Here is a 26,639-nt window from a genome sequence, read left to right on the forward strand (position 1 = left end):
CTTTAGGCCCGCGTGAAAGGAAGAGTTCCATGATTTCATACGTCCTACTCGGCATTGCGTTTCTATATGCCGTTATTCAAATTTCACTTTATGCCTCAAGGCGGCGCAGGCCGCTTACCCGTGACGATATCGACGAGCGGCTGCTCGCCGCACTGAACGGAGGGACAACATCCCGTGACTAAAAAAAGACCCGTAACCTTCCGGCCGTTCAAGGCTCCGCGCTACGCCTATAACAAGCTGCGGATCTGCCGGCACTGCGGCAATTATACGGCGCTGGGCGAAGAACGCTGCCTCAAATGCGGCCGCGCCGCGCTCAGGCCGGCCCTGCAGCAGGCTTCCTCGCTTGCCGGACGAAAGATGCAGACCCGCCTGCTGCTCCTCCTCCTGCTTACCCTGGCTGCGGTCTACTTCGGCCAGAGCCTGCAGCAGATGGCACTCAGCGGCGCCGGGGGAGCTGTACTGATCGCAGCTCTCTACTATATGCAGCGGAAAGTCCGGCAGAATGAAAATCTCGTCTCCCTCAACGAGCTGCTGGGCCGGAATATCGACCGCATCCGGGAAGGGCTGGAGCTGAACCGCCAGGAGGCAGTCGCCGTACTTCGCGAGGATGATGTGCTCGCTTATGAGAAGCTGCGCGAAATCTCCGTCCTGCTGCGCGGTGACCGAATTGCCCGCCAGCGTGTAGCCCTGCTGCACGGCTTCCAGCTGCGCAAGGATATGAACCTGGAGCTGGAGGAGCTGCTGCTGCGTGATTTCGAACCGCTGCTCGCCGAATATATCGGTGAGATTGCCCGGGTCCGGCCCGAGCTGATCAAGGACCGAACGCTCCGCTATGTCAAAAATTATGAGGCGCAGATTCTCGAAATGGATAAGGGCAGAGACATTCTGGCCGGCGTTGCCGGAGCGGCTGTACGCCTGAAGCGCTATGTGCTGCTCTACTCCGGAATGATCGGCAGATACGTGCAGGACCTGCCCAAGGACCGCTTTCTGCGCCTGTCCAGGCTGATTAGCGCCAGCCCGCATGAGGCATGGAACGGACTGGACCAGAAGGTAGCCGAAGTCAGGGAAGCGAAATACCGCTGGGACCCCGATTTTTAAATAGCGTGCCGGAGACTTCAGGCAGGCTTTATTTTCGAAAAAAAGGGGCTACTATACTATGACGTTCAAACAAGCCATAACCCTGCGGAATATTATGATCATTCTGTGTATATGTATGTTGGGGCTGCTCGGCTCAAAGGCGCTGATGATCAGAGACAAGATCCTCGTGGTGCAGGAAGCTGAGCAGATGTATACCGCCGGGGATCTGATTGCCGCCGAGCGGCTGTACCGCCAGGCGGCGGATAATTTTTCTATCCATTATAAAGAGGAACAAATTTCCGGACGGCTCACGGAGCTTGCGCCGATTACGGCGATCCGCAGCGGTCTGGACATACTGGTCCGTACGTCTGCAGATCAGCTCGTCACCAAGGATTTTTCCGGATTCATGGAGAGCTATGCTTCCCTGCTCAGCCTGAAATCCAAGTATTTCATCAGCGGCGGGCCGTATGAGAGCTTTTACCGCGAGCTGTCGGAGGAATCAGGCATTTCAGTGCAGCTGACAAATGGCTTCCGGCAATTCAAAGACCAGTTTCTGGCTGAGCTGGCGACCGGCGGCAGCGGGGATGGCGCAGGTGAGACTTACAAATGGAACCTGCTGCTGATTCCGGACGCTTATTATGGTGGACAAGAGGCCAAGGATGCGCTGCTGGCAGCGGAGTTTGAAGCACATGACGTTGCCGGGCTTAAGGCTCTGGCAGCAGCCGGAAGCTTCCAGCCTATGCTGGACAGCGCCTTATCCATGGCACAGGCCTACAGCAGTCACAGTTATACAGCTCCATGGGTGCAGGAGCAGGCGGAAGAAAGCGCACGGCTTATCCTCGACAAGGATCTTGAAGGCGATAACGTCACAGCTTTTGCGGGCCATGCTGTCATGTACCGCAGCTATGCTGCAGCAGCCGGACTTGATGCCGGCTCTTCCAAGGTTCTGGCCTCCATTGAGCGCAGCACCACAAAGCTGCTGTCCAGTGCTGCCCGGCTGGTCCGGGGCGGGCAGTATGCCGAAGCGATTCAGCTGTATAGCAGCCTCACTCCGCTTCAGGATACTTCAACCGAGATAGCCGCTGCGCAGCTGGCCTGGAATACGGCAGAGCCTGTCCGTCTGTTGCCGGGCGGTAATGAGGAAGGTAAATATGTATTTGTAACTTCCGTTTCTTCTAAGTATGGGGCGAAAATCGCTGTAGCCGGTATAGATAACAGCGGCAGGCTGTACTATGCCGATCTGCAGGAAGACGGAATCACCTCCACGCGCACAGGTGACGTTATTCCGGATTTCGGGCAGCTGAGCGGCATTTCTTTTGACGACCGGCTGGCTGCTGTGGCTGAGGTGCCGGTTGTGGTAGCTCAAGGGAGCCGGGGTGACGGCCGCACGGATTTTACAGCTTATCAGATTAAGCCTGAGGGCATTTCTGTACTGTTCACCTTTGCCGGTGACAGCTATGAGCTGCAGGCAGAGGACGCCTCCATCCTTGTAGCCAATGCAGATACTGGCGACGGCGTGTCCGGTGAGACCGGAGTGTATACTTTAGGTGATGGCAGCTATCAGTTTGCCGGAATCCGGCAGGTGATGACAGAGCCTCCGCTTATCTCCGCCTTCGATCTTGAGCTTTATCCGTATCAAACCGTGAAGCTGGGGATGGAAATTTATATTGATAATAGCGGACGGAGCGTCGGCATCGCCGAAGGTCGTTACTTCGCTCTGCAAGGTGCTGCCGGTTCATTTACAGGCTCTGCTGTGGTCAAGGGCCAGTATCTGGGCGGCTATGAGTATATAGGGACAGAAACCGGCGAACAGTACGTCCCTGTATTCGTTGTTGACTCGCTGGAGAATCTCAGCTCAAGCGGTGCAGAAACGGGTACGGATATGGAATCCGGTCAGGATATTAACCCGGATTCAGGCGCGGATTTGAATCCGGCTTCGGATGATACAGGTGACGGCACGAATGCCAATACCGGCTTGGACTAAATAAAACAGAGCAGCGATTCTTCGGTTCATCCGAGGAACGCTGCTCTGTTTGTTGTTGTAGATGAATATGCTGACTGTGTAAATCCCGAATCCGGCATCCATGCCATGTGCAGCAAATTTTAACGGACTCAGATAACGTTAAATGCCGGTTTTACGGTGATTTTCCCTTGTAACGGACCCGGATGCACTTATTTATACCAACAATCGGGGTTATCTGAGTATAAGAGGGCAATAAAGGCTGTGGAGTCCGTTAGAGCTGAGCCGTGCCGCACATTAGGTGAATAACGTCATCTCAGTCCGTTAGATCGGCAGCAGGCCTTGCTTTATCCGCAAATCCCCGCTCACACGTTCCAGGGCACATCACGTCACCGCCGTCCATTCCAGCTCTCTGGGTACTCCCAAAATCACATTACCCTGCTGAGATTATCCTGCTGAGCCGGCAATGTCTGACTTTTTCCCGCGTCCCAAAAGACGTTTATAGCGCTTCTGGGCGTATAGAACCTCCGAGGCTGCGGAGACGGTATCCTTGACCTCACCCAGCACTGCTTTTGTCTCCTGCACACAGGCTTTCATCCGGCCGAACTCCGACTTCACCCCTGCCTTCCTGATTTTCGCCTCATCCAGAGTCTCCTGGACATTTGCCTTCACCTCATCCACCGGCTTTTTGAGGCGGTCTACCGACTGCTTCACTCCATCCAGCGACTGCTTCAGGCCGTCGAGGCTGTTCTTGAATTCCTTGATAGGGTTACCCATGTCTATCCCCTCCTGAATATCCTTTCCCTATACTTACCCAGAATGGAAATAGCGGATTCAGTATTCCGCCCGTTTTATATACGCAGCATATTGTTGCCTCTGACGAAAAACGCTGCCGGCTGAGGCAGCGTTAATGCACAATAATGAAGGAACACTGGTGCATTTAAGTACGGAGGCATCCTGCTGCTCAGCGCGCTGAGCCGCGCAGCTCCGTACCTTCCCGCTTGCCGCTGCGCCGGAAGGAATACAGCAGCCAGATGCACGCGGCGGCAACGCCTGCAGCGCATGCCAGGAACACAGCCCTGTAAGCTCCTCCCTCCCCGGCGATCCCGCCTCCAATGACCAGGCCGCCTGCCGCTGTGCCAAGCATCATCCCGATATTACGGGATAATGCCAGTATGCTGCTGACCATGCCCAGCCGTGCTTTGGCGGCAAGACCCATAACGATACTGGTGTTGGGCGAGGTTATCATGCCCATCGCACAGCCCAGCAGCAGCACAGGCAGGAACATCGTGCCTGCACCTAGCGCCGGGGCGGCGAACCCCAGCGCCAGCAGTGTGCCGCTCATGAGCAGAAGGCCTGCCGCCAGAATGCCGAGCGGGCCTTTGCGGTCCGCAATCCCCCCGCTTAGCGGCGCCGTCACCACAAGTGCCAGCGGATACCCGATCATGATCAGACCGATCCAAGCAGGTTCGGCACCGGAGAGCCGCAGCACCGCAGGCAGAGCCAGCTGTGCTGTAAAAGCCGCCATATACGTAATCACCGTTATGGCAATTCCCATGACAAAGTTTCGGTCTGCAAATCTTCCTTTTCCTGGTGCTGCAGAGGCTGGCCGGTTCCGGCCAACCCCCGGGCCAGCCTCCACGGACTCCTTAGCCTCCGCTTCAACAACAGGCAGCTTCTCCCTCCGGCCCGCTGCACGGGTATAAGAGGCATAAGCGGCAGCTGTTCCTGCCGAAGCTGCGAACAGCAGCAGCACCGGAAGTGATAAGAACGAAGTCCGGCCGCCGAGATCCAGAGCAAGCATCAGCGCAGACAGGGCAACTGCGAACCAGACCGCTCTGCCCAGATTCAATCTGCCTCCCGCTGTTTCCATATCTGCAGGAATTAGCAGATGCGCAAGCACCCCTACAACTCCGGCTACTGCGGCCAGCAGCCAGAAATTGCTCTCCCAGGATAACCACTGGATCAGGAAGCCGCCAAGTGCCGGTCCAGCCATAGAGCCTGCGGCTACAAAAGTGCTCATCAGACCGAGCGCCCGCCCCCGCTGCTCCCCGGGAAACACAGAGACTATCAGGGCCATGTTAGTGGCCTGGTACATTGAGGCGCCAACTCCCTGAATGACCCTGAAGCCCAGCAGCAGCACCGCATTCGGGGCCAGTGCGCAGCCCAGCGCTCCCAGTGCAAAAGCAAACAGGCCGAGATTATGCACCTTCCGGCGCCCGAGCATATCTCCAAGTCTGCCCATCACGGGCAGCAGTACCGAGATGACGAGCAGGTAGATGCTCACCACCCACTGGGCGGAGGCCACCGGGATATTCATATCCGTTGAAATATCGACCAGCGCAATATTGAACATGCCGGCAGACAGGTTGGACAGAAATGCGCCCAGACAGATGACTACCTTTACGGGTGAAAGATTTACCCGCTTAGCCGCCCGCACATCCGGGGAATTCATAAAATCTTTTGCAGCGCAGACTGACTCCAGATGTTCCAATTCTCCTCCACTTCAGCTGCCGAAGAGACTACGCCGAAATAGCCCCTCATGTTCTCCACAGTCATCTCATGCGCTGCCCGGGAATACGAGGCACAGGCATCCTCCGCCAGCACAATATGGTAATCCCGCATAAAGCCGTCGCGCGCCGTCGATTCCACACATACGTTGGTGCTGACTCCGGTCATGATCAGCGTTTCAATCCGCAGCGTCCGCAGTACAGAATCGAGCCGGGTATTGATAAACGCGCTGTAACGGTGTTTGTTGACTACAATCTCATCCGCAAGCGGTGTTACTTCAAAAAACTCCGCCCCCCAGCTCCCTCTCCGGCATACACCCAGCGAACCTCGTCCGGAACGTGAGACCCATACCTGCGAATCCGTGGCTCTTTCATGGAACGTCTGGATAAAAATAACCGGGACATCATGCGCTCTCGCCGCCGCAATCAGCCTGTGCAGCCGCGGCATCATCTCTTTTACAGCGGATACATCATTCCCTGCTGAGGCAAGCACACCTTCCGGGTGGCAGTAATCATTCTGTACATCTACTATTAGGAGTGCAGTTCTTTCCGGCATAATCAGATCTGCTGTTAATTCCATATCGTCACCTCTTCTTTATTTGGGAGACCCATTGCTACATGTTCAGTTTCCGTTTGTCTTGTTGACGAACTGCATATCCACAAGTCCGTCGTAGGTATATTCGCCATTAAAAATCCCTGTCTTGATCATCACATTCATATCCTTATTAAGCGCTTCCTCCGAGATGATCCCGTCCGGTCTCCACAGCTGATCTTCGAACGCCCGGTCAAGCGCAGCCTGCGCTGCCGCATCCGAAAGGGTCGGGAACTCGGCCTTCAGCACCTTCATCGCCATCCCCTGATCCTCCTGAATCGCCTTCAGCGCTTTGACGACTGCATTTACTGCCTTCTGCACCGTTTCCGGGTCCTTTTCAATCGTCGATTTCTTCACACTAAGGACTGAATACGCATAGTCACCCATGTCATGAAACTTATAAAAAGGCTCGTCCCACACCCCCTTCTCCATCCCGTCACTGATCTGCGGCTCTGCACCGTTCGCAATATCCGCCGCGCCCTGCTGCACCATCGCTACAACCGTTGAGCCGTCTGCCGGCTCCAGCAGCTGTACATCCTTTTTCGGATCAAGGCCGAGCTCCAGCAGCAAATACTGGGTCAGCAGGTTCGGTGTTCCGCCATGCCGTCCGGCATTTACTTTTTTGCCCTCTATAAAAGCTTTTAATTCCTCATCCGAACCGCCTGCCGGTGCCGTACCCTTTTTGGCCATCAGATAGACATTCGCACGGTTGACGACATTGCTTACCGAGATAATCGGATCCGAATTGCCGATGTTCGCCAAGGCGTTCGATTCCGGCCCGCCGATAACTCCCCAAGCATCTCCGCTGACTACCGACGTGACATGCGCACCGCCCGCAGCCTGCAGCATTTCCACCTCAAGCCCTTCTTCCTCAAAATAACCCTCCTGCTGGGCCACATAAAGCGGCAGATAACCGGTGTAGTGGAGCGGCTCAGCGATGACGAGCTTCTTCAGCTCCTTGTCTGCGGCGGCGGCATCGGCATCCGTGGCCCCGTCGGCACCGCAGCCTGACAGCAGAATCATACCGGAGATAAGCAGCAGGACGGCGGGCAGCTTGAACTTGCGTGTGTTTTTCATTCGTTTCTCCCCTTTTGGATGAATAATCTATAATGATTTCTGCTACGCCTTCTTCATTCCGTACCCTTTGGACAGCCATTTTTCCAGCAGCACGACCCCCATATACATCACCATGGACAATACTGACAGGACTACAACCCCTACCCAGACCAGATTGATGTCCAGAATCGTTCCGGCATAAATAACCATCCGCCCGATCCCGTGGCTTGAAGCAATAAACTCTCCGACAATCGCTCCGGCAAGCGACAGGGCAATATTAATCCGCAGACTGCTGATCATCCACGGCATGGCCCACGGAATCACCACTTTGGTAAACACCTGGTGTCTCTTGGCGCCGAGGGAGTACATCAGCTTCTCCATGTCCTTGTCCACACTCTGTACACCGCTGTGTGCCGACAAGGCGGCGACCACTACCGTCATGGCAAAGGCCAGCGCCACCTTCGAGAAGAATCCGATACCAAGCAGAATGACCAGCACCGGAGCCAGAGCCAGCTTCGGCATGGCATTCAGCAGGATCAGAAACGGCTCGCTGATTCCGGCAAATTTACGCGACCACCAGAAGGAGAGACCCAGCAGCGATCCGATCAGGGTGCCGCCAGCAAATCCGAGAATCGTTGAGCTGGAGGTATAGGCGATATCCTCAAGCAGCGTCCCTTGCGTGATCTGCGTCCAGGTCGTCGTTAGAATCCGCAACGGGCTACTCCAATAATAGGCATCCATCCAGCCGATCCGTGTAAACAGCTCCCAGCAGAGTACAATCAGCAGTGCGACCGTCAGACGTCCGAAACTTATCACCCGTTTCGTACGGCGGACCAGTGCTTCTTCGTCATGGATGAACGGCTCCGCCTGCTTTTTCTCCGGCCTGGGCACCGCCGGCCCGGCAGCTTCAAGCTTGTGGATGATATACCCCTTCTTTTGCACACTCTCCATTCTGATCTCCCCCTTAAGTTTGTAATTATTAATAAATATGAGCAGACGGCTTGCCGGAGAGCAGATCCAGCAGATGGGCTTTGAGCTCCATGAAGGAAGCAGACACAGTATCTTCCATATGTCTCGGGCGCGGCATATCTACCGAAATTTTGGAGATGATTCTTCCAGGCCGTCCCGAGAACACATAAATGTCATCCGACAGGTATATTGCCTCGTCAATATCATGGGTGACAAAGAGTACCGTCTTCCGGAAGTCCTCCCAGATTTCCAGCAGCCAGTTCTGCATCGTCAGCCGGGTCTGGGCATCGAGCGCACCGAAGGGCTCGTCCAGCAAAATAATATCCCGGTCATACAGCAACGTCCGCAGCAGCGCCGCCCGCTGCCGCATGCCGCCGGACAGCTCTGCAGGATAATGCCCGCCGAACCCCTTCAGCCCGTAGCGGTCCATGAGGGGCTGGGCCCGGGCTACAGCTTCTTTACGCGGCACACCGCGGATTTCCATTCCGAGAATAATGTTGTCGAGGATCGTCCGCCAAGGCAGCAGCATGTCTTTTTGCAGCATATAGCCCACATGTCCGGTCTTTCCGATAATGTCCTCCCCGTCAGCCAGCACGCGGCCCGTGGAGGGAGGCATGAGACCCGCAATGATATTGAAAAGCGTCGATTTCCCGCAGCCGCTGGGGCCGATAATGCTGACGAACCTGCCCTCTTCAATCGACAGATTCGTCTCCTGCATAGCGATAATTTCCTGTCCATCCCGGCGGAACCACTTGCTTACTCCGGCAATTTCAATCTTTGTCTTCATCCCATCGCCTCACTTTCCAGTCTCTAAATATGCAAAAAGCCGCCAGCTTTAGACAGAGCCCAAGGGCTCATGTCTGAAAACTGACGGCAGGCCGGCTCTCTTGACAGATCAGAGTTCCAACGTAACGTTCAGGTACTGCTCCAAGTCCTTCTCCAAAATTATGATCGTACCGGAATACTCGGTCTCCACATCATAATCTTTAAGAACGGCCTTGATATTTAATTGAAATTCATCCATAAAGGCCTGCTTGATCTCCTTCTTGAACACTTCATGCAGCACCAGATTAATCTCGCGCCCAGCCGAAGCATGATGAGTATCAAGCACTTTGAGTACGGGAACCCGGCTGTTAACGGACAAGATAATAATCTTGTTCCCGACAAAATCGACCTTCTGCTGCTTAACGCCAGCGTTGAACAGCTTCTTGTTGATCTCGTTGTACACCCTTAGAATATCCTGTTTCCATTGTCCGGCGGAAGCGATCATGGCGATCACACCTTTATAGCTCATAATAATGTTACAAAATACTACACAAGAACTGAAAACTGTGTTATCACCTATCACTTATACATCATTATAGATAAAATGATAGAGTTGTCAACTGGAATTATGTCATATTCATTAACGTATAGCAGTATAAATCGTTTAAATGTTAGATATAGTTACATGAATATCCAATTAAACTATACGGATGCGAATGATCCCTCGAGTCTGCCAGGATACCTTCTGTCACCCCTCCACCTGTACTCTTCCCCTGTAAACAGAGGCGGATTTAGGATATACAGGATATACAGGAGCTGAATCTTTTAGCCGCGAAGCTCTTGCAGCAGCGCCATTATCGTATCTTCCTCCACCGGAACAGAATAAGAGCCATCCGCAAATGTCTTCATCGCCCCGATCCCATCCTGGAAAACAAAGCGGATTTGTCCGCTGCGCACTTTTTTATCTGTGTACATTTTGTTCACCAGCATCCGGTTCGTAATGGACACCGGAATCTCTGTGGGCAGGCCTGCTTGCTGCAGCAGCGCTGTCACCCGGTCGGCCTCATCACAGGTCATATAACCGAGCTTCACTCCGAGTCTTGCCTGGATTACGAGCCCCACGGCAATAGCTTCCCCGTGCAGCAGCTCATACCCGCTGACCGCTTCCAGGGCCCGCCCGGCCGTATGGCCGAGGTTCAGGATCTGCCGCAGGTTGCTCTCATGCTCGTCCTGCCGGACTACCTCATATTTGATCCGGCAGTTACGCAGCGCAATCTCTTCACAGATTTCAGGGTCAAGGATCAGCTCACCGTCCGGTGAAACAACCCTGCCGATATTCTCCTCGAGATAACGGAAAAATCCGGCGTCGGCCAGACAGGCATGCTTAATGGTCTCAGCCAGACCGCTTCGGAACTCGCGGACCGGAAGCGTACGCCAGGCGGCCAGATCAATATACACCTTGCGCGGCTGATGGAAAACACCAATCAGATTGGTTGCAACCGGCGTATTCACGCCGGTTTTGCCGCCGACGGATGCATCGGCCGCTGCCAGCAGCGTCGTTGCATAGTTCAGGCTCGGCACCCCGCGGCCGAAGGTTCCGGCCAGAAAACCGGCCAGATCCGTAACGGCCCCGCCGCCTACTGCGATGATGCAGCAGTCTCTCCCGTAGGAATGGCTCAGCAGCTGGTCTTCCAGCAGCGCTTTGGTCTCGCGGGTCTTGGATTTCTCGCCGGCCGGGAAGGCGAACAGCTCTGCCGTAAAACCATGCTGGCGCAGCAGTTCAAGCAGCGGACGCCCGTACAGCGGCTCAACGGAAGAATCCGTAATTACAGCGTACTTGCTTACGCCGGGGACAAGCCCCTGCTGCAGATCGCGGATCAGCGAGGGAAACAGCTTTTCACCAATTTCAATTGCATAAGAGTGATCGACCACCTTTTTCAGTACAACCTCGAAGCTCCGGGACATCGCTTCTCCTCCTTTTTCTCCTGCCCAAGCAACACTTCTGCCGTTATTATTGTCATCCATACAGCGGGGCTGTCACCATCTTCATATATTTGACCAGATCCGCTCTGGCTTGTCCGTTCTGCTGCCATACTCCCAGATTCCAGCACATAAACCGGAGGCCCAGGAAACGGGATGCCGCCCGGAACAGCATTGCATAATGCTGCTGCGGGATTTCGCAGCCCAAGCGGCCAAGATGTCTCCGGTAATCCTCTGCCTGCTGCAGCGTCCCGCAGCGCATGGGGATGTCCATAAACAGTGAGCCGTAGCGGGCCTCTTCCCAGTCGATGTAACAAACCTCTACGTTGTCCTTTACAAGAACATTGCCCGGGTTCAGATCATTATGGATCATCGTATAAGTATCTGTATCATGGATTACCGGTATCATGTCCTTTACAACCTGCCCGGCTATCACCTCAATTGCCGAAAGGGTTTCCGGCCCGAATGCTTCGGCAAAAGCCGGATTCTGCCTGGCGTATTCCCAGGAAACTCTCCAGTTTGCATGAATGACCTCCGACAGATAGGCTTCGTTAACCTGCGGCAGCCACGGCAGATCGCATCTGCAGCCGAGATTCACATAATGGATATACGCCAGCGCCTCCATCTCCTTATGCTGCAGCGCAGGCACATTCAGTCTGCCGTAATCGGTCCTGCAGTCAACATCTTCAATGCACAGCAGGCTTCGCCCTTCATGCAGCGGCTGGCCCGAGAGGCTGAACGGAACCTTCGCTCCCTGCGAGTAGAGCCTGGAGAGTGCCGAACGCTCCACAAACGTAGCCTGCTTCGTGATCAGCGAAACCTCCTCTCTTTGTACAGCTTCGTCTGTCATTCCTGCTCTGGACTGCAGCCACACTTGATTGCGCATTAGCTCTACAGCCTTTGAACCCAGATTCATCGGGGTGCTCTCGATATCCACTACTTCAGCTGCGGACGAGATAAAGCAATAGACTGTATCCTTAATCAGGCCGATCCTTTTGCTGCTGTCGGTCAATTGCATAGGCACTCTTCCTTAATTATTAAAGTGAATTTCTGCAGCCTCTTTAGTTCGCTTTCCGGATTGTTACTTTAATCCTCCCAATCTTCCAATACGCTCCAGGTCATAGCAGGCTCTCCCTGCAGCGAATGCATAGTGCCCGTATAGATAGATTCGTTATGTATCCCATTTTCAAAATAATGCTGCAGCACAGCGCGTGTTGATGCCGTGACAGGCATGCCGCCAAGCTTGCCGGCTTCGAGCCACAGCAGCTCTCCTTCTTCTCCGGAAACCAGCCGGCTTCCAGGTGCAACGATGCCCATGAAAATGTACTGTATGCGGATTTCCTGTCCGGCCTTGAGCCGGTTAATGATATAGCGGAGCTTCAAGCCTCCGACATCCGGCTCCGCAAGCCCTGTTTCTTCAGCAATTTCCCGCACACACGCCTGCCGGGGATCGCCGAATTCCCCTTCCTCTATATGGCCTCCAATAGGAACCAGATGTCCGCCCAGAAAACGGCTGCCGCTCTTTTTTTGCAGAAACAGCATTTCCCCGGCTTCATTAAACAAAAAAGCAACTGCCATCTGCCTGAGCCGCATACTAAATCACTCCACTCCCGGGATACGAACATGCAGGAAAATTATACCACAGTAAATCCCTGCCGATCAGCCATAAAAGCCATATGCAGGAAAAGTATTCCTGGCAGGTGAATAAGAGTAAAAGCTTAATCTATTGGAGGTTGATGAAATGTTGATTAATGTGCTTGATAAGGGATATGTCCGGCTGGTAAATCATATGGGCAGTGATCTGACCGTTGTGAATGCAGCGCGGGTTTCTTATGCCAAACAATCGGAGGAGCTTAGCGAAAAGGATATCCGGCTGATCCGGTTTCTGGCCCGGGAAGGCCATACTTCGCCGTTCAGGCATGCTGTCATCCAGTTCGAAATCTATGCGCCGCTGATGGTCGCCAGGCAGTGGTGGAAGTATGTGGTAGGTTCGGCCCATTACGAAGGCACCGGTGACAGTCTGGAGGCCTGGAATGAGTCCAGCCGCAGGTATATTACGGAGGAGCCGGCCTTTTATCTGCCTTCGGGCAGAGAGTGGCGGAGTGCACCTGAGAATTCCAAACAGGGCAGCGGCAGTCTGATTGCCTGGGAGCTTGGGGAGAAATATACAAAAGAGCTGATGGATTACACTGAACTGGGTATGCAAAAATATGAAGCCGCCCTCGCGGACGGCATCTGTGCAGAGCAGGCACGCCTGTTTCTCCCTGCCTACGGCCTGTATGTCCGCTGGTACTGGACAGCATCCCTGCAATCGGCCGCCCACTTCCTGCAGCAGCGGCTGGAGCATGATGCCCAGAAGGAAATTCAGGATTATGCCAAAGCCATCCTCAGCATGGTAAAAACGTTATTCCCGGTTACTGTGGACGAGCTGCTGTCACGCTGAATGTTAGTTGTCCTCTGTGCGGAAATCTCCTAAGCCGGCACATACAACAACACCCCTGCATTAAAACTGCAGGGGTGTTGCTTCATTACATAGAGTTTCTACTCAATAAATGTTAACAGCCTGCTCCTCAACAAACCTGCTGTAACCCCCAATTTGTTCCCTGGTCAGCACATACATCTCTTCTCCGTTACAGTCCGCGTAATCTCCAGTCAGGCCTTCGAGCACACGGTCCAATGTGAAGCCGAGCCTGCCAAGAATCTTAACAGAAGCTGTATTCCGCGGGTCGGCCTTGGCATATACCCGGTCCAGCCCGATTACCCCAAAGGTATATTCCGCTAAGGCCGCAGCCGCTTCAGCAGCATACCCCCGGCCCCAGTACTGTCTTCCGATCAGATAATACAGCTCTTTGTCAGGCGGGCAGAAATCGAGTGTGCCTACACCGCACCAGCCGATGAATGCACCGGACTCTTTTTCCCGGATTCCGAACGAATATTTAAAAGCTTCATCAAACGGTGTATCGTAGCTGCTGATCAGCCAGTCAAAAACCCCTTGATACTCCTCAGCGGAAAAGACATTCATATGCATATACGTAAGCACTTCCGGGTCCTGCATCAGCTCAAACGATTCCTGCAGATCGCTTGGGATGTATGGGCGGATAATCAGCCGTTCCGTTTCCAGGCGCATCACGGATAGAGCCTCTATCATGGCCATTCCTCCTGTTTCTTTCAGGCAATATGAGCTAAGCATAATCCGGTGCGCCGGCAGATGCCAATGTAGAGTTTGCTTTTAACTGAGTTTACCCGCGATTTATGGCCCTTATATACTGCTTAGTCAACAGTCACCGTGTCATACAAGGATTCGTCCATCCCCTGAATAAAAGGCGTCCAGTCCCCGGACGAATAGAGCATTAATTGATGCATTGCTCGCGTACATGCTGTATAAAAAAGCTTCCGCTCACTCTCCCGCTGATACGTCTGCACAGAAGCATCATAGATCAGCACGGCGTCGAATTCGACACCTTTGGCGAGGTAGGCGGGGAGGACCAGGATTCCTTTTTCAAAAGTGAGCGTATCCTTCGTAACCAGCCGCAGGCCCTCAGCGCCATGTGAAAAGAGTGCCTCATAGGCTTCGCGGCTTTCGTCAGCTGTTTTGGTAATGACTGCAATGGAATCGAGGCCATTGGTCTTGAGCGCAGCAATATCCTGCATCATCCGTACCGTACGTTCATCGGCACTGCCCAGCCTGGTGAGACACGGCTTCCTGCCCTCCCGCTCAAAAGGAATGATCCCCGCCTCCGGCAGCAGCGATTTCGTAAACTCGACAATCTGGCGGGTGGAACGATAGCTCCTGACAAGGGTGATCAGAGCTGTCTCTTCTTCACCGTACAGCTCCATTAAAGATGAGTCTGCTTCAGCCAGATTCGTCGCCTGCGGAAAAATCGCCTGCCCGAAGTCGCCGAGCACTGTCATCCGCGCCCTTGGAAACAGCTGCTTCAGAAAAGCATACTGAAACGGCGAGTAATCCTGTCCTTCATCTATAAAGAGATGTCTGACGATGGTATTCGTCCGCGTCCCCTCAATGAGCTCCTTCAGGTACAGAAACGGGGTTGCATCCTCATAAAAAAGCTCAAGCCGGTCCAGCTTCTCCTTTGTCTGCCCGCAAATGTCCGCCCACAGCTCCGGTACAGCTGCAGTCCCCGTCATCTGCCGGTAGGCCTCCGCATCCTCCGCAAACAGCTGGCTGTAAAGTCCGGTTACATCTATAAATTTCAGGCGTCTGACCTCCCGCTTCAGCGGCTTGAAGCTCTTCTTCACAATCAGCCGCAGCAGCAGTTCCTCCTCCTGGTAGGCGTAGTCGAATACGTTCTCTTCACCCTGCTCTTGTCCGCGCAGCTCCCCGTAGATTTCCTCATATTGCTCTGCGAAATCGAAAACGGCCGATTGCCGCTGCACTTTTTTGAGCAAGGTGCTGTAGGCTTCGGCATATTGCTCGGTATCGAGATAATCCAGCTCATCCCGGGCCCAGTCCGCCTCCAGCTCCTTGACTTCAAGCGCCGCTAGCTCCCGCAGGAGCCAATCCCGCAGCAGGATAATCCGGTTAGCCAGACGTATAGAAGGAGCGTAGCTGTAGAACTGCGATTTCATCTGCGCTGCCGTAATCAGCTCACGGTCCCGGAAGCGGATGCTGCGGAACAACATGCCCTCCTGTCCCAGCCACAGCGCGTAGCTCTGGAGCGCCTGCAAAAATTCACCGGAAGCCTTATAGGTCATCCCGCTCATCCGCGCTTCATAATCCGGAGGAGTCTCAGGACTCATCGCATATTCGATCTGCGCAAACGGGTCCTCCAGCCGGAACTCCGCCCCAAGCCAGTGCTCCAGATATTCCTGGAAGGTCGTCTGCTGCATGTTCTCCTCTCCAAGCTCAGGCAGGACAGTGGATACATAGCTGTTAAACATCGGATTCGGCGAAAAAAGCACGATCTGATCTGCCGTGATCCGGTCTCGGTGCTTATACAGCAGATAGGCCACCCGCTGCAGCGCTGCGGAGGTTTTGCCGCTGCCGGCCGCGCCCTGGACAATAAGCATACGGCTTTTGTCATCACGGATAATCGCATTCTGCTCCTTCTGGATCGTAGCTACAATGCTCTTCATCTGTGAATCGGCACCCTTGCCGAGCACCTGCTGCAGCAGCTCATCACCGATGGTCAGGCTTGTATCGAACACATTCTGGAGCTTGCCGCTCCGGATCTGATACTGCCGCTTCAGCGTCATCGTTCCTGTTATTTCTCCGCCCGGCGTCTCATAAGCTGCAGCGCCGGGTGAATGGTCATAATACATACTGGCAATCGGAGTGCGCCAGTCATAGACCAGGAAGTCCAGGCCGTCTTCAGTGGCAAAAGAGGCAACACCGATGTAGACTTGCTCATTGCAGCCCTGCCCCTCCTCCTGAAAATCAATGCGTCCGAAGTACGGGGATGGCAGCAGCCGCTTCATGCTCTTGTAACGCTGCATCCGCACCCGGTGGCTGCGCTCCCGCTCCGACAGCAGCGCCTCCTGCTGCTTGATGCTGTAGAAGGTCTCTTCAAAATCCTCATCCGTGCTGGTATTAACGGTAACTTCCTCCCAGAACCGCTTGCGGATCTCCGTTACCTGCTCCCGCAGACCGGATACCTCCGGCTCAATTCGGGTGATCGCCTCCTGCAGCTCCCCCGTCACCAAATCCAGCCGTTCCTGCTCCCGCTGCCAATCCTCCGCATGAATCATCCGCTGACACACTCCTTTATTAATCTGGTCTGCCTTCTGCAAAAAAATCAGGTTTGACAAAGCTGCAATTCCTATGGTAAGATTAAAGTGTAAATAAGATGTAATACTTATGTCTTGATTCAGGTGAAAATAGTGACGCTGTTTTACTATATCACAACGGATTTTATCGTGCAACGGATTTATATATGTGGACCCGGCAGAGACTGCCGGGTTCTTTTTATTCAGCGGGAGTTTGGGAGGGGATTTCATGCGGGACTCCGTTCTGCTGATTGAACGGCAGGCAACTTCCCGTTATGATAACAGTATCCATGTTTGCAGGAGGTTAACTATCAATGGCAGTATTCATGAACGAACAAATACGGGCGTCCGAGGTTGTGCTTACCGGTCTCCGGGGCGAGAAGCTCGGCATTGTCTCCAGGGAGGAAGCGCTGGCGCTGGCCCGGTCCCAGGGGGCTGATCTGGTCTGCACCTCGCTGATGAGCAGTCCTCCGCCCTGCACCCTGATGCCCAAGGGCAAAGCAAAGGCTGCGGCCCAGAAGGAAGCGGCCTCCGCACGCAAGGCCGGTTCCGGCCAGGCCGCCGGGCGGAGCGGCGGCAAAGACAAGGTCAAGGTCAAGGAGCTGCGCTTCACCGCCCATATCGAGGAGCACGATTATGACACGAAGCTGCGCCAGGCGGACAAGCACCTGCGCTCCGGCAAGCCGGTGCTGCTGAATGTCCAGGCTTCCGGTGCCAAGGAAGCGGCCGCAGCCAAAACCGTAATGGAGCGGCTCGTCGCTGATTTGAAGGAAGCCGGAGTCAAGGACACCGGCATCCAGAGCGGCGGCAAAGGCTCAAAGGTGCAGCTGAATCCGCGCTAAGCTACGCGGCAGCTTATTATCTCAGAATACACGCTTTCTATGAATAACCGGTAAAGGGGACAATCTCCGTTTCACAGAAATATCTGCTGGTATCCTATATTCTCCATTCAGCGCAGCAGCTTGTCCCATTGCTCCTGATAAAACTTGTATACCTGCGGATATTTACGTTTCAAATGACGAATGCCTTCGTTCATAAACGCATCCATTACCTCTGGTCCGCCGAGTTCATCAATGTGTCCTGGAGGGTGCATATCAAACAAGTCACCTTCCTCTCCCCCCTCATCAAAGTCACCGTAAGCTTCCTCGGAGAAGAACTGAATTGCTTTAATTTTGACACCTGGATAGATCTGCTTATCCTTCACCAGCCGGTCGATTTCCAGAATCAGCTTATTCCCCTCCTGAGCCAGCCTGCGCTGCTCCAGCACCCCGGGATTCCTGGGATCGATATAGTAGGCGAGCTCTGCGAAGATCAGAGACTCCTTATAGGCATTACTCTCTGATAGCTCAATAGAATGCTCCAGCAGCCGTTCTACAGCCAATTCCTTGAGTTCACCTTCAGGCAAAGAGCGCAGAAAGGCGCGTAAGCGCTGCTTGACCTTGTTCCAGAACTGCATTTTACGAAGGTGGAACATCATCATAATCCAATGAATATAGAAGTTCAGCGAAGCTTCCGCATCTTCAATACCCAGGTTCTCATTCCATCCCTCGTTTACCTCCTCCGCCGTCTCTTCAAAGAGTAGCCACGCTTCATTGTCGTGCCCATTGTAGTGCAGCATATCTGCATAGTCCATAATATAGAGCGTACGCAGGCCTCGATACTTCTTATCCAGTGCACGCATAACGCTGAGAGCCTTCTCATATCTGTCGTAATCCATTAGTATGCGACATTTAATGATAGTGGCGGTTACTTTCTCTTGCGGATCGGCGGCGGAAGCCTCCAACTCCTTCCATATTTTATTAAATGAACTGAGCTTGTTCACTTCGAGATAGAGAGCCGACAAGCTGACCCCTGCCCCTGTATGGCCCGGATGAAGCTCAAGTGCCTTATGGTACAGCTCTTCCGCCAGCGGATAGTTTCCTGTAGCGAATGCTTCGGCCGCATTGCTCAGGATGGTATCTAGCGAATCGCCATATTTGCGGGTAAAATCATATTCGGCGCGTTTAGCGGGATCTCTCAAAATATCATAAGCCTTACGGATATGCTGGAACTCCTCCGGATGATGCTCCGGCGGGAATTCCTTCACCTTGGCGATATACCCCTGCTTGATCGACCGGGGTGTGGCGTTCACACGGACGCCCAATACCTTATAGTAATTCACAGCAGACGGAACTCCGCCTTTGCGGCCTCTGCCTGTCCCTGATTTCCGAGTATTCGATGTCGTATTCATTCGTTATGCCTCCTTAAAGCTCTGCTTCAATCAGCTGATCTGTCACCTGATCCATAGCCTGCTGCAGCTTGTCCACATCTTCCTCCTGCAAGGCCTGCTCCAGCTCCAAAATCATGCCCAGCAGCTCCGGTTGACGGCTCGTCTCCAAGCCCGCCAACACTTCACGTGCCTGCTGCACCAGCCTTTTACCAGCCTCATGTAGCATCGTTGGCTCTTCATCCTCCTCAGGGATGTCCCATTCCCCCTCAATCTCATCCAGATCCTCCGGAAACCCGGGCAGCAGGTCCCAGTCCTCCAGGCCGGCATAGACATTATCTGCGTAATTTTCTTCCTGGTCCTGTTCGTCGTCTGCCCTAGCTGCATTCTCCCACACCTGCTGCAGCCGCTGTACACTCTCCTCAAATTCACGGCGATTATTGCGGTTCAGGGCGTCCTGTACGGTAATTGTCATCTCTTCTCCAGAACTTACGCTGCGCGCCGCTACCTCCAGAATTCCGTTAAGATTGTAGCGGAAGGTGACTTCAACAGCTTCCTGCCCCCGCCAATCCTCAGGAATGCCCTCCAGCATAAATTCGCCTAGTCTGTGATTGTATTTCACCCATTCATGCTCACCCTGATATATTTCAATGCCTACCTTTGTTTGTCCCGGAGCAGAAGTATAGAATTTCTGTGACCGTGTAACCGGAATAACTGTATTTCGGCTGATAATCGGCGCAAATGCTCCAGGCCGTTCCCTTCCTCCAGCGCTCTCTGCAAGAACAGCAATACCCATCGAAAAGGGCGCCACATCTGTGGCAATCAGACCACTCTCGGAGAGCAGACCACTCTTCAGACCGGCCTGCACAGCGGCACCCAGCGCTACAGCCTCATCCGGATGAACATCCGAACGGGGAGCACGGCCGAGTAGTACAGTAATGGCATCTCTAACCATAGGAATACGGGTTGAGCCCCCGACCAGCAGTACTTCATTAACGTCTTTGGCTGTCAGTTCAGCTTCTCGGATGACATCGCTCACCCGTTCCATCGTCTTTTCAATCAGATCCTTAATCAGTGTGTTGAATTGTACGCGGGTAACCTCTACCGCCAGGCCTACGGGATGATTATCCTTAATGGTAACAAGCGGCAGAGCTACCGTGACAGTCTCTTCGGTGCTGAGAGCAATCTTTACCCGCTCCGCCTCTTCTTTTAATAATGCCTTGCCCCTGATATCGAGGCGCGGATCTACGCCATGCTCCGCTACAATCTGCTCGGAGAACCAGTCTACCAGCCGCCAGTCGAAGTCTTCTCCCCCCAGCATTCGGTCACCTGTAGATGCCTTCACTTCCAGCACACCGCTGAACATCTCCACTATAGAGACATCAAAGGTACCCCCTCCCAGGTCATACACCAGAAACGTACGGTCCTCCTGCAGATGATCCAGACCGAACGACAATGCAGCTGCAGTAGGCTCATTAATAATACGCTCGACCACAAAGCCCGCCAGTTCACCTGCATATTTCGTAGCTCTGCGCTGCTCATCATTGAAGTAAGCCGGTACAGTAATTACCGCTTCCTTCTCCCCGTCCCCGTATAATTCATCAGCCCGCAGCTTTAGCTCCTTAAGTATGAAAGCCGATATTTCCTCCGGAGTATAGCTTTGACCAGCCAAAGTAAGCTCCTCCGCGTTTCCCATCTTGCGCTTTACAGCAGCAATAGAACGGTCCGGCATGGCTACCAGCGCATCCTTTGCATCCTGTCCCACAATGATTTGGCCCTTGGGGTCAATCAGTACAACTGAGGGCAGCAAAACTTGTCCTCCCGCTTCTGCAATAAGCTCAGGCTTACCGCCACGAATATACGCAATAGCAGAATTAGTGGTACCCAGATCGATGCCCACGACAGGGCGAACTGTGGATTCTTGGCTCATGACATACTCTCCTTTGACAAAGTAATTACTTGAGCTTTACGGTACAGACTCCCGTCTTCCAACTGGTAGCCTCTTCTTAAGACGGATACTACCTCGTAAGGTATTATTGATTCGGCATCCGGAGACATGGGAATGGTACCCACCGCCTCACAAAGGGCCGGTTCAAACATCTTGCCCAGCACATTAATCTCCTTAAGTCCAAGCTCCAATAACTGCCCGAGCATTTGCGCCTGCCAATGGCCTGTAAGCTGTTCCCATCCGCCCGGAAGGGAATTCTCTTGCTGGCGCTGTCCCGCAGCAATAGCATCCAGATCATCAAGCCAGCCCATTATAGCCGCAGCGGCTGATTGCAGCGCGTTGGCATTCTGCGCTGAACGAGCCTTCTCCTGCTCATAGGCCACCTTCCAGCCGGACTCCTGAGATTCCAACAGGCTGTTTAACCGTTCCAGCTTGTCTGCTGTATCTTTCCCATTCTTATAAGTTAGCCGTGCCAGCTTGCTCCCCTGCTCAGCAATGCCGCTCAGCTGTTCATCCGCTTTCGCACCCGCACTCTCCATTAAGCCGTTAAGTCTCTGAACATCCGCACGCACGGCATCAAGCCGTTTACCAAACCACATAATTAGCCTCCCGGTTCATAGTCATTCGTAATTTCTGCCCACAGACGGCGAATAGAATATTCCGTGCTTGCCTCCCGCTGTAATCCCTATCTTCAAAAGATTCAGTGTATCTGCTCTGGAGCATAACCCGTCAATTCGGTCCACATTATTGTAACATATCAATTTCTTCCACCGCATTTTTCTCCATGACAAATTAGAAACACCAGAAGCCGAGAACGAAGGTGCAGAACCTGCGAAACCTAGGGATACCGGAATGACAAGGACTGCCGATGGTGGACTCCCCCTTGGACCACTTGCGAGTGACCGGAGATCCAGTGTTCTCCCGTTCCATAACAAACAAAAAGCCCGCACTGGCCGGATAATATGACTTTCCGGTAGAGTACGAGCAATTACTTAAGCAAACGGTACTGAGGCAGCATGAGTATTGGCTGAAAGAACTCAAAAAAAAAGAGAAACCTCTGGCTACTCGATTATATAATCAGTCCGGCTCGGGAATCGAGGAGTTACCGCCCGCTCCCCGCACAAACGACAGCACCACTTTGGTGCCCGCCCCCTCTATACTCTCAATGGCGATCGAGCCTCCGTATCGCTCCATAATCGCCTTGGCGATGGCCAGCCCCAGTCCCGATCCGCCCTTGGCCCGGTTCCGCGACCCTTCCGCCCGGTAAAAGCGGTCAAAAATATGCGGGAGCTGCTCAGATGAAATTCCGGTTCCCGTATCTGTCACAGATACAATGACCTGATCCACGTCTATCTTATGCGCAATACGCACACTGCCGCCTTCCGGTGTATATTTCAGCGCATTCTCCACAATGTTGCGCAGCACCTGATAGCAGGCGCCCGCCGGCATCCTGACCGGCAATGGAGCGGCATTTCCGGCTTCACCGGCGCTCAAAGTGACACCGGGACCTACGTGTACGGTCTGGGGCAGGAGCTCGTGCAGTACCTGCTGAACATCACATTCTTCCCCGGCTCCCTCCTGCACCGGCTCCTCCGTCTCGGCCAGCAGCAGCAGCTGGGCAATCAGCTCCCTCATCCGGCCCGCCTCATCCATCATGTAGCCCAGCGATTCCTCCAGCACCTCCGGCGACTGCTTGCCCCAGCGCTGGATCATATGGGTATGCCCTTCAATGATGGCCAGCGGTGTCTTCAGCTCATGGGAAGCATCCGCCACAAAACGCCGCTGCTGCTCAAAGGATACGCTCAGCTTTTGCAGCAGCGCATTAAAGGTTGCCCCCAGCTGGTGCAGCTCATCCTGCGCAGCAGGCAGCGCAAGCCGGTGCGACAGATTGTCTGCCCCGATGCTCTGTACCTCGCCGATCATGCTGCGGATCGGCTTCAGGGCAGAACAGGCGACAAGCCACCCGGCCAGCGCTGCTGCCCCGGCAGCCAGCAGCAGGCCGAGCAGCAGCAGCCGGCCTACCTCGCGCGAGGCTGCCACCGCTGCAGAATACCCGCTGTCAGCCAGCCGCAGGGTTACAGTGCCAAATACCGGCAGGGTCAGGCTGCTTACTGCCTCATACTGCCCGGCCTCTGCACCGCCCGATACCGCAGCGCCTTTCTCTGCTTCTGCACCATCCGGCATCGCTGCGTCCTTCCCTGTCTCTGCACCGGCTCCCATTGACGCGCCCTCCTCCGCGAGCACGCGCCCCTTGTCATCCAGCAGCTGCAGCGTCTGGCCTTCATCCAGATCAGCGGCAAAGGAAGACAGGTCCGGCTTCAGCACCGCTGCCGCCCCGCTCCCTCTTCCGAAGCCGGGCCTGAGCAGAGAAGGCAGGAAGGTAACCTCCTTAATCTGCAGCTCAAATTGCTTGAGCTTTTCGGAGAGCAGCTCTTTCTCCTGCTTCTGCGTCCATTGACTGAAGGTAATATACACAAAGCCGCCAAGCACAGCCGCCACAATCAGGGAGGCCAGTGCAATGGATACGCTGACCTTGCGGGAGAATGTCCACCCCTTCATTTTTTTTCACCCTCCCCGTCAGTCCCTCAGAATATAGCCGCTGCCGCGGACCGTATGGATCAGCTTGTCCGCGTAGCCCTCATCCACCTTCATCCGCAGATAGCGGATATAGACATCCACCACATTGGTTTCGCCCTCGTAGGAATAACCCCAGACCAGATTCAGCAGCGCTTCCCGGTTCATCAGCCGGTTCTTGTTCTGCAGCAGGCAGCGGAGCAGCTCAAATTCACGCTGTGACAGCTCGATGTCCTGGCCGGCGCGGGTTACCCGGTGCGAAGCTGCGCTGAGCGTCAGGTCTTTGGCTTCCAGCAGATCCACCGGCTCCCGGCTCTGCTGCAGCCGCCGCTGCAGCGAACGCATGCGGGCTAGCAGCTCCTCAATGGCGAACGGCTTGGGCACATAATCATCCGCGCCGGTATCCAGCCCCCGCACCCGTTCGCTGACGGTATCGCGCGCGGTAATCATAATGATCGGCGTCTGTTTGACGGCGCGGATTCTTTTGCAGACTTCAATTCCGTTAATCCCCGGCAGGTTCAGATCAAGCAGAATAAGATCATAGCTGCCATGCACTGCCTGCTCGGCACCGGCCAGCCCGTCTCTGGCTACGGTAATCTCATAACCCTCATAAGCCAGCTCCAGCTCCAGCAGCCGCACCATGGCAGCTTCATCCTCAATAATCAGGACATGCTCCTTCATACTCAAACGGTACTCCACCTTCTCACAGTATCAAATTAATTGCTATGCTGAAGAGACAAACCGGCTAGCGAAGAAGCCTCAATGCGATACGTTCCCGCGCCGATGGTTCCGCTGACTCTCCCGCCCTTTACTGTTAACGGAAAATCCGTTTCCGGCTTCCCGAACGTTGCACTGGCCTCTACCTGCACATCCGCTTTTTCCGGCCAGGCCAGATAGACATTGCCTGCTGTATTGGACACGTCCCAGTGGCCGCCAACTTTTGAAGTTTCAATATGGATATTGCCTGCAACGCTTTCTGCCTTGATGGAGGAGTAAGCATCCTCAACAGTCAGATTGCCGTTTACAGTCCGGATATCAAGCGGCCCTGTAACCTTTGTCGCATCAATGTTTCCGTTCACTACAGAGGCTGCTGCGCTTTTCCCGGCACCTGATAGCGTAACTACCCCGTTGTCCGTATGCAGGGCGAGCTCGCTCCCGCTCTCTTTTACCGTAATATTTCCGTTATCTGCAGCTAATGTAATGGGGCCGCCCGCTGTCACTTTAGACAAACGCACATTTCCATTGTTAAGCTCCGCCTTCACTCCTGATTTAACAGCCTTGGGAAGCGTAACCGTCAGATGAATGCTGGTATTATAGCGGGTACCCGCTCTGGCCGTTTCACTGTAAGTCTTGATGCTGAGCTCCTTGCCTTCTTGTACCTTAATTCCGCTTTTGGCTGCGATAGCTTCCGCTTCCGTACGGGATGCATGATCGACTACCACCTTGGTATGTACCTCTATCTGTGTGCCGCTGCCCTGCTTCAGTTCAATCGACCCGTTCACGCCGGTAATGGCGATCATCTCTGTGTCAGCGCCCAATTTGATGCTGGTTGTCCCTTTGTCAAAAGAATATCCCGACTCTGTCACCTCAACCGCAACAGGCGTCTTCACTTGTCCGGCCGGCTTCGCTTCAAAAACAGCCTCATCCAGCTGCCGGGCAAGCACCCCGCTTCCGAACCCTGAGCCTGCATACAGCAGCACTGCTGCCGCAAATCCCGCCGCTGTCATTTTCACGGATTTTTTCATAACCTCTATTCCTCCCCATCCCTTGTGATTGTTCGGCTTAATGGTATACCACAAAGGATGAGAAAGGCTTTGCAGCCAGATTAGAGTTTGATTAGAAGGGCAGGACAAAGCTTTTTCCTAATATGTAATAACATACCACTGTAAAAGCAAATCCGTCTATTTCAGCCCGGCCGCTGATTGCTCAGGAGCCTGCCTGCTCCGGACACCCCGTGTATATTAACAAAAAGAAATCAGGACCACCCGTCGCCCAAAACCCATGAACGTGGACACGGCGATCTTCGGCGGTATCGCTACCAGCATGTGCACGTGATCTCGCATCATGTGTCCCTCTATGATCTCGACTCCTTTGTATTGACACAAACGCTTGAAGATTTCGATTAAAACTTTCCTCACTTGATTATAGATTTCTTTGCGTCTATACTTCGGGGTGAACACGATATGGTATTTGCACATCCACTTCGTGTGAGCTAGACTTTAGCTCTTGTTTGTCACCTTTGACCATTCCTTTCCTTTGAGCCTGAACATCTCAATTCTATCGGAATGGTCTTAGTGGTCAAACCCTCAGTCCCTCCACCCGCATAGCGGGTGGTTTTTTGTTTCGCGCGTTTCACGCACTCAACTGGCTAAAACCATAAAACAAAAAAAAAAAAAAAAGCTCCGCGGGTGCGGGGCTTTTGAAAACGCCTCTATTTAAAGATAGTTAATTTGAACATCGCTGTCTTTGCATCTTTTTATATATTCAGACATTGCAGACTTAGCTTCGCGGGTATTATCACCCGGTGTAGTAAATGCACCTGACGGATCAATGACGCGCGCATCCTGCATTTCAGCAGCTCCAACTGTCACCTTTATATTTTGCCCAGAAGTATTTTGCATACCCGGTAATATCTTTCGCGTTGTCATAAGATCACATCCTTTATTTATAGTATACCGTTATCCAGTGATTTGACACAACTCCATGAATCGCCATGTTTCGGCCATATACTGGCTCGGCTTTAAATTGTTTCTCAAAATAATCCCTTCTGTTAGTCTTTGGAGTTAGGGCCAAGAAACCACTATAGCCCAGTTGATTGCTTTTCATACCTGCAAAAGCTACTAATAGTCGGGGGACATTAATAAAAAAACGAGGCGGAGTAATTCCATAACGGGTCTGTGGTGCTGATTCCATTAAGTGAATAAATACATGATCACCTTCATCCGAAAGTGAAATAGCTCCTAATATGGTCCCGGTCATAGCATGGACAAGTTTATATGTTAAACGTTGTGGATTTCTGACCTCTTTGCTCCAGTGAAGTCCGCTGGTCCATTTCATTTTCCTGGCGTCATCTATGTTTGCCTGAGTAAACAAAGCTCTATGTAATGAACCATCCAACCCTTCAAGCCACCAATCTGCCAACCTATCATCCCCCCAATAAAATAATATCTTATATTGGTGGTATGAATACAGATACTAATAATGTCGCAAAAGATTAGCAAACTTATGTCAACCTGATCCGTAACGGAATTCAGCATGCAGACGGCAGCCGTATCGTC

The 26,639-nt window shown here is 53.5% G+C and carries 25 protein-coding genes and 1 pseudogene; 5 read left to right on the forward strand and 21 right to left on the reverse strand.

Annotated elements, in window-relative coordinates:
- Positions 1 to 29: 29 nt before the first annotated feature.
- Genes M2108_RS16155 through M2108_RS16165 form a run of 3 tightly spaced genes read left to right on the forward strand, consistent with a single transcriptional unit; the run spans position 30 to position 3,061 of the window.
- A complete protein-coding gene (locus tag M2108_RS16155) occupies positions 30 to 182 on the forward strand; it encodes a hypothetical protein (protein WP_277470417.1) in 153 nt (50 codons plus the stop codon).
- Positions 175 to 1,098 (forward strand): hypothetical protein, encoded by a 924-nt coding sequence (locus M2108_RS16160; RefSeq protein WP_277470418.1) that lies wholly within the window; start codon positions 175 to 177, stop codon positions 1,096 to 1,098. The genes M2108_RS16155 and M2108_RS16160 overlap by 8 nt, the downstream gene beginning before the upstream one ends.
- 58 nt (positions 1,099 to 1,156) lie before the next feature.
- Positions 1,157 to 3,061 (forward strand): hypothetical protein, encoded by a 1,905-nt coding sequence (locus tag M2108_RS16165; RefSeq protein WP_277470419.1) that lies wholly within the window; start codon positions 1,157 to 1,159, stop codon positions 3,059 to 3,061.
- A gap of 423 nt (positions 3,062 to 3,484) precedes the next feature.
- Here the strand turns inward: M2108_RS16165 and M2108_RS16170 are convergent, their stop codons facing one another.
- The 10 genes from M2108_RS16170 to M2108_RS16215 all read right to left on the reverse strand — a co-directional run bounded on the left by M2108_RS16170 (position 3,485) and on the right by M2108_RS16215 (position 12,502).
- Complete coding sequence (locus tag M2108_RS16170) at positions 3,485 to 3,814, reverse strand: hypothetical protein (RefSeq protein WP_277470420.1); 330 nt, start codon at positions 3,812 to 3,814, stop codon at positions 3,485 to 3,487.
- 187 nt (positions 3,815 to 4,001) lie between these two features.
- Entirely contained in the window at positions 4,002 to 5,531 is a 1,530-nt protein-coding gene (locus M2108_RS16175; RefSeq protein WP_280777086.1) for an MFS transporter, read from the reverse strand.
- On the reverse strand, positions 5,489 to 6,127 hold the full coding sequence (locus tag M2108_RS16180; protein ID WP_277470422.1) for a cysteine hydrolase family protein: 639 nt from the start codon (positions 6,125 to 6,127) through the stop codon (positions 5,489 to 5,491). The genes M2108_RS16175 and M2108_RS16180 overlap by 43 nt, the downstream gene beginning before the upstream one ends.
- Before the next feature lie 42 nt (positions 6,128 to 6,169).
- Positions 6,170 to 7,216: an ABC transporter substrate-binding protein gene (locus tag M2108_RS16185; RefSeq protein WP_277470423.1), complete on the reverse strand. Its 1,047-nt coding sequence runs from the start codon at positions 7,214 to 7,216 to the stop codon at positions 6,170 to 6,172.
- 42 nt (positions 7,217 to 7,258) lie between these two features.
- Positions 7,259 to 8,146, reverse strand: a complete 888-nt coding sequence (locus M2108_RS16190) for an ABC transporter permease (protein WP_277470424.1) — start codon at positions 8,144 to 8,146, stop codon at positions 7,259 to 7,261.
- A gap of 28 nt (positions 8,147 to 8,174) precedes the next feature.
- Positions 8,175 to 8,951: an ABC transporter ATP-binding protein gene (locus M2108_RS16195; RefSeq protein ID WP_277470425.1), complete on the reverse strand. Its 777-nt coding sequence runs from the start codon at positions 8,949 to 8,951 to the stop codon at positions 8,175 to 8,177.
- A gap of 108 nt (positions 8,952 to 9,059) precedes the next feature.
- Positions 9,060 to 9,434 carry a Na-translocating system protein MpsC family protein gene (locus tag M2108_RS16200; RefSeq protein ID WP_208607192.1) on the reverse strand — a complete coding sequence of 125 codons (375 nt, stop codon included), beginning with the start codon at positions 9,432 to 9,434 and terminating at the stop codon, positions 9,060 to 9,062.
- Positions 9,435 to 9,754: 320 nt separating this feature from the next.
- A complete protein-coding gene (gene aroB / locus M2108_RS16205; protein WP_277470426.1) occupies positions 9,755 to 10,894 on the reverse strand; it encodes a 3-dehydroquinate synthase in 1,140 nt (379 codons plus the stop codon).
- A gap of 52 nt (positions 10,895 to 10,946) precedes the next feature.
- Positions 10,947 to 11,927 carry a phosphotransferase gene (locus M2108_RS16210; protein ID WP_277470462.1) on the reverse strand — a complete coding sequence of 327 codons (981 nt, stop codon included), beginning with the start codon at positions 11,925 to 11,927 and terminating at the stop codon, positions 10,947 to 10,949.
- A 68-nt stretch (positions 11,928 to 11,995) separates the two neighbouring features.
- On the reverse strand, positions 11,996 to 12,502 hold the full coding sequence (locus M2108_RS16215; protein ID WP_280777087.1) for an NUDIX hydrolase: 507 nt from the start codon (positions 12,500 to 12,502) through the stop codon (positions 11,996 to 11,998).
- Between the two features lie 148 nt (positions 12,503 to 12,650).
- On the opposite strand from M2108_RS16215, the gene thyX reads away from it, so the two are divergent.
- Positions 12,651 to 13,352: an FAD-dependent thymidylate synthase gene (gene thyX, locus M2108_RS16220; RefSeq protein WP_277470428.1), complete on the forward strand. Its 702-nt coding sequence runs from the start codon at positions 12,651 to 12,653 to the stop codon at positions 13,350 to 13,352.
- A 102-nt stretch (positions 13,353 to 13,454) separates the two neighbouring features.
- Here thyX and M2108_RS16225 read toward each other — a convergent pair whose 3' ends face one another.
- Both M2108_RS16225 and helD read right to left on the reverse strand, forming a co-directional pair.
- Positions 13,455 to 14,057, reverse strand: coding sequence for a GNAT family N-acetyltransferase (locus M2108_RS16225; protein ID WP_277470429.1), 603 nt, complete (start codon positions 14,055 to 14,057; stop codon positions 13,455 to 13,457).
- Positions 14,058 to 14,179: 122 nt separating this feature from the next.
- On the reverse strand, positions 14,180 to 16,615 hold the full coding sequence (gene helD, locus M2108_RS16230; protein ID WP_277470430.1) for an RNA polymerase recycling motor HelD: 2,436 nt from the start codon (positions 16,613 to 16,615) through the stop codon (positions 14,180 to 14,182).
- 332 nt (positions 16,616 to 16,947) lie between these two features.
- Between helD and infC the strand changes: the two genes are divergently transcribed.
- A complete protein-coding gene (infC, locus tag M2108_RS16235) occupies positions 16,948 to 17,475 on the forward strand; it encodes a translation initiation factor IF-3 (RefSeq protein ID WP_277470431.1) in 528 nt (175 codons plus the stop codon).
- A gap of 107 nt (positions 17,476 to 17,582) precedes the next feature.
- Here infC and M2108_RS16240 read toward each other — a convergent pair whose 3' ends face one another.
- The 9 genes and pseudogenes from M2108_RS16240 to M2108_RS16280 form a co-directional block, all read right to left on the reverse strand.
- The gene (locus M2108_RS16240; protein WP_277470432.1) at positions 17,583 to 18,863 is read right to left on the reverse strand and encodes a J domain-containing protein; all 1,281 of its coding nucleotides are present in this window, start codon (positions 18,861 to 18,863) and stop codon (positions 17,583 to 17,585) included.
- A gap of 13 nt (positions 18,864 to 18,876) precedes the next feature.
- Positions 18,877 to 20,769, reverse strand: coding sequence for an Hsp70 family protein (locus tag M2108_RS16245; protein ID WP_277470433.1), 1,893 nt, complete (start codon positions 20,767 to 20,769; stop codon positions 18,877 to 18,879).
- On the reverse strand, positions 20,766 to 21,386 hold the full coding sequence (locus tag M2108_RS16250; RefSeq protein WP_277470434.1) for a nucleotide exchange factor GrpE: 621 nt from the start codon (positions 21,384 to 21,386) through the stop codon (positions 20,766 to 20,768). Before M2108_RS16250 ends, M2108_RS16245 begins: the two co-directional genes overlap by 4 nt.
- A 478-nt stretch (positions 21,387 to 21,864) precedes the next feature.
- Positions 21,865 to 23,346: a sensor histidine kinase gene (locus tag M2108_RS16255; RefSeq protein WP_277470435.1), complete on the reverse strand. Its 1,482-nt coding sequence runs from the start codon at positions 23,344 to 23,346 to the stop codon at positions 21,865 to 21,867.
- A gap of 18 nt (positions 23,347 to 23,364) precedes the next feature.
- A complete protein-coding gene (locus M2108_RS16260) occupies positions 23,365 to 24,042 on the reverse strand; it encodes a response regulator transcription factor (RefSeq protein WP_277470463.1) in 678 nt (225 codons plus the stop codon).
- Between the two features lie 35 nt (positions 24,043 to 24,077).
- Complete coding sequence (locus tag M2108_RS16265) at positions 24,078 to 25,106, reverse strand: DUF4097 family beta strand repeat-containing protein (protein WP_277470436.1); 1,029 nt, start codon at positions 25,104 to 25,106, stop codon at positions 24,078 to 24,080.
- 249 nt (positions 25,107 to 25,355) lie between these two features.
- Positions 25,356 to 25,580 (reverse strand): annotated as a pseudogene (tnpA, locus tag M2108_RS16270) (IS200/IS605 family transposase); the annotation flags it as partial.
- A gap of 216 nt (positions 25,581 to 25,796) precedes the next feature.
- Complete coding sequence (locus M2108_RS16275) at positions 25,797 to 26,009, reverse strand: hypothetical protein (RefSeq protein WP_277470437.1); 213 nt, start codon at positions 26,007 to 26,009, stop codon at positions 25,797 to 25,799.
- 13 nt (positions 26,010 to 26,022) lie between these two features.
- Positions 26,023 to 26,502 (reverse strand): hypothetical protein, encoded by a 480-nt coding sequence (locus M2108_RS16280; protein ID WP_277470438.1) that lies wholly within the window; start codon positions 26,500 to 26,502, stop codon positions 26,023 to 26,025.
- Positions 26,503 to 26,639 lie beyond the last annotated feature (137 nt).

It is taken from the genome of Paenibacillus sp. PastM-3, assembly GCF_029893965.1.
Classification (GTDB): Bacteria; Bacillota; Bacilli; order Paenibacillales; family Paenibacillaceae; genus Paenibacillus_AQ.